Origin of the sequence: Streptomyces sp. NBC_01317, from assembly GCF_035961655.1 — a bacterium.
In the GTDB taxonomy this organism is placed as follows: domain Bacteria; phylum Actinomycetota; class Actinomycetes; order Streptomycetales; family Streptomycetaceae; genus Streptomyces.
In genome coordinates this window covers 960,326-972,501 of record NZ_CP108393.1, presented here as the reverse complement: position 1 = coordinate 972,501, position 12,176 = coordinate 960,326, and the positions used below count along the sequence as shown (strand labels likewise).

Here is a 12,176-nt window from a genome sequence, read left to right as displayed (position 1 = left end):
CCGCACCATCCCACCCGCGATCGGCCCATGGAGGTGCCGTGTTATCGCGCACTCGTTCCTTGCTCGCCGCGCTCCTGACCGTGTCCGCCCTGCTGCTCGCGCCCCAGGCGACAGCCGTACCCCAGGCGACAGCCGTACCCCAAGTGACCGCCGCACCCCAGGCGACCCCCGCACTCCAGTCAGCTGCCGTACTCAAGGCGGCCGTTGAACCCAAGGCCGCCGCCGCGCCCCCGCCGGCCAGTGGGTTCGAGAAGGTGAAGCTCGACGGCGGACTCCCGATGGGGGAGCCGATCGAGCTGGCCGTCCTGCCGGACGGCAAGGTCCTCTACATCAACCGCGGCACCACCGACGGCGGTGGCCAGGTCCGCGTCTACAACCCGGTCACCAAGGCGACCACGGTCGCGCTGACCCTCCCGCTCGACGCCCGGTTCGAGGACGGGCTCATCGGCATCACCCTGCACCCGAGATTCGCCACCACCGGCTGGGTCATGCTGTTCTACTCCCCGAAGGTCACCCCGCTGGTCAACCGCATCTCCCGCTTCACCTTCAACAGCACCACCAACACGATCGCCCCGGCCAGCGAGGACATGATCATCGAATGGCGGACCGAGCGCGAGCTGTGCTGCCACTCCGCGGGATCCATGTCCTGGGACACCGCGGGGAACCTGTACTTCGCGGTCGGTGACAACACCAACTCCGGCGGCGACGCGGCGGGCATGGCCCCCATCGACGAACGCACCTCGCGCAACCCCCAGTACGACGCGCAGCGCACCTCGGGCAACACCAACGACCTGCGCGGGAAGATCAACCGGATCCATCCGGAGGACAACGGGACGTACACCGTCCCCGACGGCAACCTCTTCGCGAAGGGAGCCGCCGGTACGCGTCCCGAGGTCTACGTCATGGGCGTGCGCAACCCGTACCGCGTCTGGGTCGACAAGAAGGCCAACAACACCCTGTACTGGGGCGAGGTCGGCCCCGACGCCGGGGCGACGATCCCCAACCGGGGCCCCGCCGCGTACGACGAGTTCAACCGCGCGACCGGCCCCGGCAACTACGGCTGGCCGTACTGCGGCGGCCCCAACGTCAGTTACAACGACTGGGACTTCGCCGCCAACGCCCCGCGCGGCTGGTTCCCCTGCGGCGGTTCGGCGGGACCCGTCAACAACTCCCCCCGGAACACGGGCCTTCAGCAGCTTCCGGCGACCAAGCCCTCGCTCGTGTGGGAGCAGCACGGCGGCAGCAAGGAATGGCCCCAGCTCGACACCCCGGGAGGCTGCGGCTCGCCCAACCACACCGAGGTCTACCACTACGACCCGAACCTGAACTCCGACGTCAAGTGGCCCCAGTACTACGACAACAAGCTGCTGATCTCCGAGTACTGCCGGAACTGGATCAAGGAAGTGCAGTTCAACAACGGCAACCCCTCCACCGGCACCCCCACCGCCATCGAACCGGTCCTCGACGGCATGCGGTTCGTCCACCCCATCGACTCCGAGTTCGGCCCCGACGGCTCGCTCTACCTGCTCGAATACGGCAGCGGCTACTTCTCGGGCGCGGAGGACGCGGGGCTCTACAAGATCAATTACGTGCAGGGCGGCCGGTCACCCCTGGCCAAGGCGTCCGTGAACAGGGACAACGGCCTCGCCCCGCTGGCCGTGACGTTCTCCAGCGCGGGCAGCAGCGATCCGGACGGCAATCCGCTCACCTACGCCTGGGACTTCACCAACAACGGCAGCACCGACTCCACGGCGGCCAACCCGTCGTTCACGTACACCGCCAACGGCAGTTTCCAGGCCAGGCTGACCGTCAGCGACGGCACCGGGCGCAGCGGCACCACGACCATTCCGGTGGTGGTCGGCAACAACCGTCCCACCCTCACCATCGGCGCCCCACCGGACGGCGCCACCTTCGAGTGGAACGAGAACGTCACCGTGACGGCCTCCGCGACGGACCCGCAGGACGGGACCGTCGACTGCTCGAAGGTGATCGTCCGGGTCGCGCTCGGCCACCAGGAGCACGCCCACGAGGTCGCGGAGGGCACGGGCTGCTCGATGACGTTCAACACGGGCCCGATCCACTCCGGGCTCGACGCCACCCAGTTCTACGTGGTGCGCGCGACCTACACCGACCAGGGCGCCCCGGGTACGGTCGCGCTGACCGGGGAACGCCAGCAGACCCTGTGGCCCAAGCGGTGGCAGGCCGAGCACTTCGCCCAGCTGTCAGGACCGCAGATCATCACCGCCGCCGGGGCGGAGGGCGGCCAGCGCCTCGGAGACGTACAGAACAACGAATGGGTCCGCTACCACCCGGTGAGCCTCAGGGGCATCACCGGAGTCCGGGCGCGCGTCTCGTCGGACAAGGCGGGCAACGTCGCCACCTTCCGGTACGACTCCGTCACCGGCCCGGTGCTCGCGCGGGTGACCGTGCCGAACACGGGGGGCTGGGAGACGTACACCGAGGTCAGCGCACCGATCACCGGAGCTGTGGACGCCCCTCGGGACATCTATGTGGTCTTCACCGGAGGCTCGGGGGCCATCCTGGACCTGGACAGCTACACGTTCACGGGCCCGGGGGTGAGCCGCCCGCCGACGGCACGCTCGGACTGACGGCTCGCTTCGCGCTGGGCCGCTTCCACGTGGGGGGCGGCCCAGCGCCGGGGGATCCACGGCCGGCGGTCAGCGCGCCTTGCGCACCTGCGCGGCCCGCCGCGCCTCCGCGGTCTTCCGGGCGTCGGCGGCCTTGCGGGATTCCTTCGGAGGACGGCCCGTACGGTTGCCCATGCCCCGGAAGGGAATGCTGCCGGTCTTGCCCTTGTCGCCCACCGGAGGCCGCTTGGCCCCGGTGATGCTGGTCAACTGCTCCTCGCCGGACCGGACCTGAGTGGTCGTCGGCCGGATCCCGGCGTCCGACATCATCTTGTTCACGTCGCGCCGCTGGCCGGGGGTGACCAGGGTGACCACCCGGCCCGACTCGCCCGCACGCGCCGTGCGCCCGCCCCGGTGCAGGTAGTCCTTGGAGTCGGCGGGCGGGTCGACGTTGACGACCAGGTCGAGGTGATCGATGTGGATGCCACGGGCGGCGACGTTGGTGGCCACCAGCACCGTGACCTCCCCGTCCTTGAACTGGGCCAGCGTGTGCGTGCGTTGCGGCTGCGACTTGCCGCTGTGCAGGGCGGCGGCCCGGATGCCGCTGTCCCGCAGGTGCCGGGTGAACTGGTCCACACCGACCTTGGTGTCCAGGAACATCAGCACCCGCCCGTCGCGGGCCGCGATCTCGGTGGCGGTGGCGTACTTGTCAGCCGGATGAACGTTCAGTACGTGGTGTTCCATCGTGGTGACCGAGGCCGCCGCGCGGTCGACCGAGGCGAACACCGGGTCGTGCAGGTACTGCCGTACCAAGTGGTCGACATTGCGGTCGAGCGTCGCCGAGAACAGCATCCGCTGTCCCCCGGGCCGCACCTGGTCCAGGACCTCCGACACCTGCGGCAGGAAGCCGAGGTCGCACATCTGGTCCGCCTCGTCCAGGACCGTGATCCGTACCCGGTCCAGGTGGCAGTCCCGCCGTCCGACCAGGTCGGCGAGGCGTCCGGGGGTCGCGACCACGATCTCGGCGCCGGCCTTGATCTCCGCCGCCTGCCGCGAGATCGACAGACCGCCGACCACGGTCGTGAGCCGGAGTCCGAGCACCTTCGCGTACGGCGCCAGCGCGTCGCTCACCTGCTGGGCGAGTTCCCGGGTCGGTACGAGGACCAGCCCGAGGGGCCGCTTCGGTTCGGCGCGCCGCCCGCCCGTACGGGCGAGTAGCGCGAGCCCGAAGGCGAGCGTCTTGCCCGAGCCGGTCCGCGCGCGGCCGAGGACGTCACGGCCGGCCAGGGCGTCGGGCAGCGTGGCCGCCTGGATGGGGAACGGCTCCCGCACCTGGAGCCCGGCCATCGTCGCCAGCAGCTCGGCAGGCAGATCCAGCTCGGCGAAGGACCGGGCCGGCGGCAGGCCGGGGACCACGGTCTCCGGTACGGACAGCTCGCCCCGCGGCGCGGCGGCACGCTCGGTCCTGCCGGCACCGGAGCGCCCGGAGGCTGACGGCTTCGCGTTCATGGGGAACCTTCCTCGGTCTGACGCCCGGAACGCCCCGGGGCCCGTACCGCGTGAGGTACGGGCCCCGGCGACGTCGAAGCGTGCCGCCATTTTACCAGCGCACGCCCCCGTTCCGGCCGGGCTGCAGGCTGCCCCTCCTCCCCGCCTACTCGCAGGCGACTCCATCACCGTCGCGGTCCAGGTGGGACCCGTAGCCGGGGTCGCCACGACGGATGGGGGCGGCCCCGGCGGCGCGGACCGCGGTGCAGTTCGCGTAGTACGTCGAGGAGCTGTCGTCCCCGCCGGAATCGTCACCGCCACCACCGCCCGCGGCCGGCGCCACCGTGACCCGTACCGTCTTCGTTTTGGTGACGGTCGGAGCCGGCTTCGCCTTCGCGGTCACCGTGGTGGTCACGGCGGGCTCGGGCGTGGCGGTGGGCGCCACCGATTCCGTCCGTGTGGCCGTCACGGTCGCGGTCGCCGTGGGCCCGGGCTCCGACGCGGCCACCCCCTCGGTCTTCTCCGCACCGCCACCGGCCCCACCGATGCCGATACCGAGACAGAAGAGCAGAAAAGCGGCCGGGAGGAGCACCCGCTTCCGCGCCCACCCCGGCCGACCACCCGGCACGGGCGGAGGTGTGTAGGGGTTCGGGCCGGCGGGCGGCTGCCCCCATTGCGGCGGTTGCGGTGGTTGGTTGTACGACATGTGTCCCCCAGGGGTACTTCGTGGAGGCATGACCGTAGCGGCGAGGATTGAGCCGATGTGAGCAATGCGTCTTATTGGTGGCCGAGTTGTGATGAAAAAGTGCGGGGCGGCCGCTCGGGGCCGCTTCTAGCCGATGAAGGGGTCCTCCAGGGCCGGGACGCACGGAGACAGCAGTGCCTCCGTGTGATGCGTGACCCTGCCCCGGGCGAGCCTGAGCACCCGTACCTCGTTCCCGTGGTCCGGGTCCTCGTCGTCGCGGATGTGGAGGAGCCCGTAGGAGCCGGGAGACACCGCCGCCACATGCGCGAACAGCCCGGCGACATCGGGCGGCGAGCGGTGATTGGAATGGCCTCCCAGGTGGACGAACGGCTCGCCGTTCATCCACCTGAGGTCAAGGAGGTAGGGGCCGGCCATCCGGGCGATGCGAAGCCGAAGCTCATCGACGATCTGCCGCAGCCGGATTTCGTCGTCCTCACCTGCGGACTCCCTGACCGTGATCCAGCCGTGGCACTCGAACATGCCGCGATCCTAGTGAGATCGCATGCGTCGCCGCGCCGGCGCTTCGGTAGTCTCGGCCGCCGCGCACCACGCCCCCTCCGCCCGGGAGGGCCGCCCGGACGAAGGAAGAGCCATGGACGACGTCAACGGATTCCGGAGCATCCCGCCGACCACTCTCGCCGACGTACTGGGGCGTGAGCAGGTCATGGACATCGGTATCCGCCCGCTGTGGCCCTCGTCGCCCCGCGTGGCCGGGCCGGCGTTCACCGTGCGGTGTCCTCCGGGCGACAACCTCATGCTCCACGCCGCCATCTACCGCGCGGAGCCCGGCTCCGTCATCGTCGTCCAGGCCGGTGACGTGGACTACGCGGTCGCCGGGGGAAACGTCTGTGCCGTCGCCCAACGGCGGGGCATCGCGGCGTTTGTGGTGGACGGGGTCGTCCGTGACCTCGCCGAGGTGCGGGAGATGGGCTTTCCCGTCTTCGCCCGGGGCGTCATCCCCATTCCCGGAGTCAAGGCGGCGATCGGGTCGCTCGACCAGCCGGTGCGCTGCGGCGGCGTGGACGTACGGTCCGGCGATGTCGTCGTGGCCGACGAAGAGGGCATCGTGGTGGTTCCCCACGCCCGCCAGGAGCCCGTACTGCTCGACGCCCGCGCGAAGTTGGCCAAGGAGGCCGGCGAATCCCCCGACGAGTGGGAGGCGGCGCACCGCGCCCGGATCGACCAAATCCTGGCGGACAACGGCTTCGAGGGCTGACCGGGGCGGAAAGCCCGTGGCGCCCCGAAGTCAGCCGGCCCGCGGCAGCAGTTGGCGCCGTACGAGCGCGAGCACCGTCCTCGCGGCGATACCGCCCACGAACGCCGTGATCGCGGCCAGCAGCAGGTACGTGTAGACGGTGTGCCCGTCCGGCCGCCCCAACTCGTTCCAGTGCAGCGTGGTGGTGACCACGGCGGCCCAGGAGAAGGCGAACGACCAGGTGCTGGGGGCGAAGCTGAGGCGCAGATAAGCGGGCAGCAGCCTGAGCTGCGCCCCCACCATCACCAGCCCGTACCCCGCCAGGCCCGCCGCGACGATGTCCAGGCGGTTCCCGTCGAGGGCGAAGTAGGCGACGCTCCCCACCGTCGGGGGCGCCATCTCGATCGCCAGGGTCGGCATGAGCAGGGGTGGCAGCGACGGGCGGACGAACAGCCTCCCCATGATCATCGACCCGAGGATGAACCAGCAGGCGATGCCGAGACCGAACATCGCCTGGGCCAGCCGCTCCTGACCGACCTGCGCGGCACTGGTCGCCGCGACGAATCCGCCGGCGACGGTGGGCAGGAAGTACCCGGGGTGCAGTCGGTCGAGCGCGAGCGGACCGTAGATCCACTGGCCGGTGTACCAGCCACCGGCCAGCACGGTGAGGACGAGGAAGACGTCCACCAGGACCTTCCCGGCGGTCGGGGCGTGCGGGGCGATGCCCTCGGACGCGAGCAGCATCGGGGTGATGAGCGCGAGGGAGGCGAACGGGCTCCCCACCTCGTCCAGCAGGTCCGCCACGAAGGCGCCGCGTGTGGTCAGGACGTACCGCAGGTAGAACACCACGGTGGCCAGCCAGACCACGGCGGTCAGCGCCAGCAGGGCGTCCCCGACCGAGTCGGACACGTGGCCCTGCGCGCCTGCGGTCACCCAGCAGCCGGCCAGGCCCACCAGGCCGAAGGGTGTGCCGAAGAGGTTGAGCGGGATCCGTTGGGCGGCCATGGCGTGCTCCTCCGCAGATGACAGTCGCGTCGGTGTCGTTCCACCGGGGTGGTCGTGATAAATGAACAGACGGTCAGTACGGGTACGGGTACGGCCGGTCAGTCCTCCGAGTCGGGAAACGCGACCCCCGTCAGCGCCTCCGAGGCCGTCCACAGTCCCGCGGCCGTCCGCGTGTCCCGGGCCCGGGCGGGGACCTTCGCCCGGCCGGGCGGCCCGGCGAGTTCCGCGAAGCCCGCGGGCCCGTAGTAGGCGCCGCCCTCCGCCCGCCCCGCCGTCGCGGCGAAGAACGGGAGCAGGGACGCCCGCGCCACGTCGTTCCCCAGCCCGGGCAGCCGGTAGATCCGGGTGGAGAGCCGGGCCACGGGCCCCGCGCGGTGGCCGCCGAGGGTCGGTCCCGTCACCTGGAGGTTGGTGACCACCCCACCGGGGTGGGCGGCGTTGCTGCTGATGCCCCACCCGTGCAGCCGGCCGCGCCGGTCCAGTTCGAGGGCGAAGACGAGCTGGGCGAGCTTGGACGTGCCATGGGCGGCGTACGGGCGGTACCTCCCGCCCCGGAGGTCCCCGGGGGAGAGGCGAGCGGTACGGGCCGTGAGGCTGGCCACGCTCACCACCCGTCCGCCGGCCTGCCGCAGCAGGGGCAGGAGCAGTCCCGTCAGGGCGAAATGGCCCAGGTGGTTGGTGGCGAGCTGGAGCTCGAAGCCGTCGGGGGAGAGTGAGCGCTGCGGCGGGGCGAGGATCCCGGCGTTGTTCACCAGGTAGTGCAGCGGCCGGCCTTCGGCGTTCAGTCTGGCGCACAGATCCCTGACCGAGGCGAGAGAGGCCAGGTCCACCTGCTCCACGCGCACCGGGCCGCCGCCGGGCGGCGGGTCGCCGAAGCGCTGAGCGGCCTCCCGCCCTTTGGCGGCGTTCCGTACGGCCAGGACGACCTCGGCGCCCGCCTGCGCGAAGCGGCGGGCGACACCGGACCCGATGCCGCTGTTGGCCCCGGTGACCAGGGCCAGGCGGCCTCGCAGATCGGGGGCCGGTTCGAGAGGGAGGGCCTTGCTCATCGGGGACTCCTGGTGGGACGGTGCGGGCGTGGAGGGACGAGTCCCCAGAGTGCCCTGGGCGGGCGGGTCGGGCGGCCCACCGACACGACGACGGCGTGGCGTCCGATCCATTCGTCATGGCTACGCTGCCCCTGCCCAACCGGACGGTTGAGCCGGCGTGAGGACTCGCACGGGTCCGCGCCGCGTCACACGAGGGCGGTCGAACGTGAAGGTCATCATCTTCGGGGCTTCCGGCATGGTCGGGCAGGGTGTCCTGCGCGCATGTGTGCTGGACGAGCGGGTCGAGAGCGTGGTCCTGGTGGGCCGTACGAGAACCGGCGGCCACCCTCCCAAGGTCCGCGAGATCGTCCACGAGGACTTCACCGACTTCACCGCGATCGAGGACGAGCTCTCGGGCCTCGACGCGTGCTTCTACTGCCTCGGCGTCTCCTCGTCCGGCCGGAGCGAGGACGAGTACCGCCGTATCACCTACGACTACACACTCGCCGCCGCCCGGGCACTGGCGCGCCGCAGCCCCGGTCTGACCTTCACGTACGTCTCCGGCGAGGGCACCGACAGCACCGAGCGCGGCCGGAGGGCGTGGGCGCGGGTCAAGGGCCGTACCGAGAACGAACTGCTGGCCATGGACTTCCCGGCCTACATGTTCCGGCCCGGCTACATCCGGCCCCGCGACGGGGCGAGGTCCAGGACGGCCGTCTACCGGCTGATGTACGACCTGACCTCCTGGCTCTATCCGCTGCTGCGCCGCCTGATGCCCGCGCACGTGACCACGACGGAACACCTGGGCCGGGCCATGCTCGCCGTGGTCGCCCTGCGGGGAGCCGAGCCGCACGTGCTGTACAGCCCGGAGATCAACCGGCTGGGCGCCTGACCCCGGGAGGCACGGGGACACGCTGCCGGACGGCCGGGAGCGTCGCGGCCGCCGACATCGTCTACAGTGCAGTAGACGTACAGGCGGGCGGACCCGCAGGCAGGCGGACCCGCGGGCGGTCGGCGCCCGTGTCTTTGCCGCCGTCCCCCTCGAACCCTCCGGAAAGAGATCCGATGAGCGTGATCAGCGTCGGCCAGGCCGTCATCCTCGGCGCCGTCGAAGGGGTGACCGAGTTCCTCCCGGTCTCCTCCACCGGCCACCTGAAGATCGCCGAGGGCCTGATGGGCATCCCGGTCGACCACCACGCCGTCATCGGCTTCTCCGCCGTCATCCAGGTCGGCGCCATCGCCGCCGTGCTCGTCTACTTCTACAAGGACATCGTCAGGATCCTCACCGCCTGGGTCACCGGCCTCCGGGAGCCCGAGGAGCGCTACCACCACGACTACAAGTTCGCCTGGTGGGTCATCTACGCCACGATCCCGATCGTGCTGGTCGGACTGGCCGCCAAACCACTGATCCAGGGCCCGCTGGCGTCGCTGTGGGTGGTGGCCGCCTCCCTGATCGTCGGCAGCGGTGTGATGTGGGTGGCCGACCAGATGAGCCGGCACAAGCGCGGCGAGGACGACACCTCGTTCAAGGACGCGATGCTGGTGGGCAGTTCACAGATCCTGGCCCTGCTCTTCCCCGGCTTCTCGCGGTCCGGCGCCACGATGTCCACCGCGCTCCTCCTCGACCTCGACCGCGTCGCCGCCACCCGCCTGTCGTTCTTCCTCGGCATCCCGGCCCTCACCGGCGCCGGCCTCTACGAGCTGAAGGACGCGCTCGGCGCGGGGGTCGGCGCCGCCCCCCTGGTAGCCGGGACCCTCGTCTCCTTCGTCGTCGCGTACGCCTCCATCTCCTGGCTCCTCAAGTTTGTCGCCAAGCACTCCTTCAACGCCTTCGTGATCTACCGGATCATCATCGGTGTGCTGCTCCTCGGCCTGCTGGGCACCGGCGTCCTGAGCTGAGGACACGACGGCGGCTGAGGACACGACGGCCCGGCGGGACGGCCGAAGCGCCACGGTCCCTTCCCGCGCGCCCCCCCCGGTGCTCCCTTCCCGCGCCCCCTACTGCTGAGGAAACAGCAACACACGTGACGCGACGGGTATGTCCCGCCTACCGTGGGCAGTCGCGGGACGTCCGACCGTCACGGGGGCGCACGGCGGGCCGCGGAGGGGGGATCCGTCATGGAGTCCGGGAGCGGTCTGGGCCTGCGCGGCCGCAGCGGCATCGTGTCGCTCGTCGACGAGTGCCTGAAACAGCCGCCCACCGCCGACCGCCCGGTCACGATGCTGCTCGGCCCGCGCGGCAGCGGCGCCAGCGAGGCCCACAGCGCCCTGATGGAGCACTTCGGCCCCGACCACCCCTTCGCGTACGTCAACTTCGGCGGTACGCAGTCGCTGCTGCCGCGCTACGCCCTCGCCCTGCTCGCCCGCCAGCTGGAGCGCAAGCTGCCCCGGTACGGCCGCTCCCGCTTCCCCCTCCTCAGCCTCGGGCTGCTCGCCTCGGACGAGGAGCTGAACATCCGCGGCATGGCCCAGGGCCACAGCATGGCGCAGGGCCGCCGGGCGGTGCAGCGCCAGCTCGACCACTTCCAGCAGGCCAACGAAGCCAGGCACGGCGACTACCTCGCGGCGTTCTTCGAGGTCGGCATGGGCGCCATCGGCGTCCCGGAAGGCGCCTCGTCCGTCGCTCTCGCGGTGTTCCAGGACGCCCTGCGGCGTGGCCGGCGGCTGCCCGTCCGCGGCCTCATGGGACGGCTCACCGCCGGGGCGCACTGGTTCGGCGCGCATCCCCTGATCCGCAGCGGCGACCGCTGGGAGGCGCTCGTCGAGCTCAACCTGTGGCGCCACGACGGTGACGAACAGCAGCAGGAACGGCTGGACCGGGTGCTGTTCTCCGCGTTCCTCGAAGACCTGCGCCGCAACACCGCGCGCAACTTCATGCCCCGCTCGCACCTGCTCCTGCTGGACAACACCCACGCCCCGTACGGCAGGCGCTTCCTCGACCTGCTGGTACGGGCCCGTCACGACGACACCGTCGTGACGGGCGGGGACTGCGACCCGCTCACGGTCGTCGCCAGCTCCAACCGCTGGCTGCCCCGCTGGGGGCCGGCCACCGGCGACGCCTGGCCGTGGCAGCTGCGCGGCCCCGACCGCGCCTCCCTCGCCGACTGGCACACCTACCGGCCCACCCGGGACGGCGAGGACACCTGGTGGTATCCGCTGCGGCTGCGCGACCTCAACCTGGACGAGGTGCGCATCCGGATCGAACTCCAGCTCGGCGGGCACCCGGAGCTGGCGCAGTACACCCGCCTCACCCCGTTCGTGCACCGGCTCACCGGTGGTCTGCCGCGCGCGGTGCAGCAGATCCTCGACGTCTTACGCCAGTCGGGCGCCCCGGCCGAGTCCGGACCCGACCAGGACCGCTGGCTGCGCAAGCTCCCCGACCGCCAACTCCGTACCGGTGAGGTCAGTTCGACCCTCGCCGACACCGCGCTCGGCCATCTGCTGCGCGGCATCGACCCGGTGGAGCGCGCCATGCTCGCCGAGTGCGCCGCCGCCCGCGACCTCTCGGTGGGTACGCAAGTCCTCGGCCACGGCGAGGAGTTGTTCGGCGAGATGCGCGCACGCTGGCTGCTGGCGGGCCCCGGCACGTTTGTCCCCACCCTCCATCCCTGGCTGCGGCGCCTGCTGTTGTGGGAGCTCGCCCGCCGCCCGGACGACTGGGACATGGCCCACGAGCTGCTCGCCGAGCACTACAGGTCGGAGGGCCGGCCCGTCCAGGAGATGTACCACCAACTCGCCGTGCAGCGCGTCGACGACGTGGCGGACCAGCTGCTGCGGCGCTTCACGGCGGTGCCCGCCGCTCAGTGGATCAGTGAGTACGACACGGTCACCTCGGCCCCCAACCGCCTGCCGGACGAGGGCGGCCCGCTGGAGCTGCTCGCCGCCCTGGGCTCCCGGCGCGGGCCGGCCCGGGCCGTGGACGCGGCCTCCCTGATCCAGGGCCTGGTCGTCGCCCGGTGGGTGTGGAGCGATCCGCTCGCCGACCCCGGGATGCGGCTGGCCCATCTGATCGCCGAGGGGTTCACCCAGCTGTCCCAACTCCGGAGGAACGACATCGTGCCCCTCTTCAACGAGGCCGAACGCTACCGGCATTGGCGCCATCCGCAGACGACGGGGGAGGTCTGATC

Annotated in this window: 10 protein-coding genes; 5 read left to right on the top strand and 5 right to left on the bottom strand. The window is 71.4% G+C overall.

The genetic code is table 11. The annotated features are described in order from the left end of the window. Positions 1-38: 38 nt before the first annotated feature. Positions 39-2,609 (top strand): PQQ-dependent sugar dehydrogenase, encoded by a 2,571-nt coding sequence (locus OG349_RS04135; protein WP_327233277.1) that lies wholly within the window; start codon positions 39-41, stop codon positions 2,607-2,609. 69 nt (positions 2,610-2,678) lie between these two features. Here the strand turns inward: OG349_RS04135 and OG349_RS04130 are convergent, their stop codons facing one another. The 3 genes from OG349_RS04130 to OG349_RS04120 form a co-directional block, all read right to left on the bottom strand. After that, on the bottom strand, positions 2,679-4,097 hold the full coding sequence (locus tag OG349_RS04130) for a DEAD/DEAH box helicase (RefSeq protein WP_327233276.1): 1,419 nt from the start codon (positions 4,095-4,097) through the stop codon (positions 2,679-2,681). A 145-nt stretch (positions 4,098-4,242) separates the two neighbouring features. Beyond that, positions 4,243-4,782 (bottom strand): excalibur calcium-binding domain-containing protein, encoded by a 540-nt coding sequence (locus OG349_RS04125; RefSeq protein ID WP_327233275.1) that lies wholly within the window; start codon positions 4,780-4,782, stop codon positions 4,243-4,245. A 126-nt stretch (positions 4,783-4,908) separates the two neighbouring features. Continuing rightward, positions 4,909-5,301: an Imm7 family immunity protein gene (locus OG349_RS04120; RefSeq protein WP_327233274.1), complete on the bottom strand. Its 393-nt coding sequence runs from the start codon at positions 5,299-5,301 to the stop codon at positions 4,909-4,911. A 112-nt stretch (positions 5,302-5,413) separates the two neighbouring features. Here OG349_RS04120 and OG349_RS04115 point away from each other — a divergent pair, with 112 nt between their 5' ends. Further along, the gene (locus OG349_RS04115; protein WP_327233273.1) at positions 5,414-6,037 is read left to right on the top strand and encodes an RraA family protein; all 624 of its coding nucleotides are present in this window, start codon (positions 5,414-5,416) and stop codon (positions 6,035-6,037) included. 30 nt (positions 6,038-6,067) lie between these two features. On the opposite strand, the gene OG349_RS04110 is transcribed toward OG349_RS04115, so the two are convergent. Continuing rightward, on the bottom strand, positions 6,068-7,021 hold the full coding sequence (locus OG349_RS04110) for a TDT family transporter (RefSeq protein WP_327233272.1): 954 nt from the start codon (positions 7,019-7,021) through the stop codon (positions 6,068-6,070). Between the two features lie 98 nt (positions 7,022-7,119). Continuing rightward, on the bottom strand, positions 7,120-8,070 hold the full coding sequence (locus OG349_RS04105) for an SDR family oxidoreductase (RefSeq protein WP_327233271.1): 951 nt from the start codon (positions 8,068-8,070) through the stop codon (positions 7,120-7,122). Positions 8,071-8,275: 205 nt separating this feature from the next. On the opposite strand from OG349_RS04105, the gene OG349_RS04100 reads away from it, so the two are divergent. From OG349_RS04100 to OG349_RS04090, 3 genes are all read left to right on the top strand, one after another. Beyond that, on the top strand, positions 8,276-8,941 hold the full coding sequence (locus OG349_RS04100; RefSeq protein ID WP_327233270.1) for an NAD-dependent epimerase/dehydratase family protein: 666 nt from the start codon (positions 8,276-8,278) through the stop codon (positions 8,939-8,941). A gap of 173 nt (positions 8,942-9,114) precedes the next feature. Beyond that, positions 9,115-9,948, top strand: coding sequence for an undecaprenyl-diphosphate phosphatase (locus tag OG349_RS04095; RefSeq protein ID WP_161309446.1), 834 nt, complete (start codon positions 9,115-9,117; stop codon positions 9,946-9,948). A 219-nt stretch (positions 9,949-10,167) separates the two neighbouring features. Continuing rightward, the gene (locus OG349_RS04090; RefSeq protein WP_327233269.1) at positions 10,168-12,174 is read left to right on the top strand and encodes a hypothetical protein; all 2,007 of its coding nucleotides are present in this window, start codon (positions 10,168-10,170) and stop codon (positions 12,172-12,174) included. Positions 12,175-12,176 lie beyond the last annotated feature (2 nt).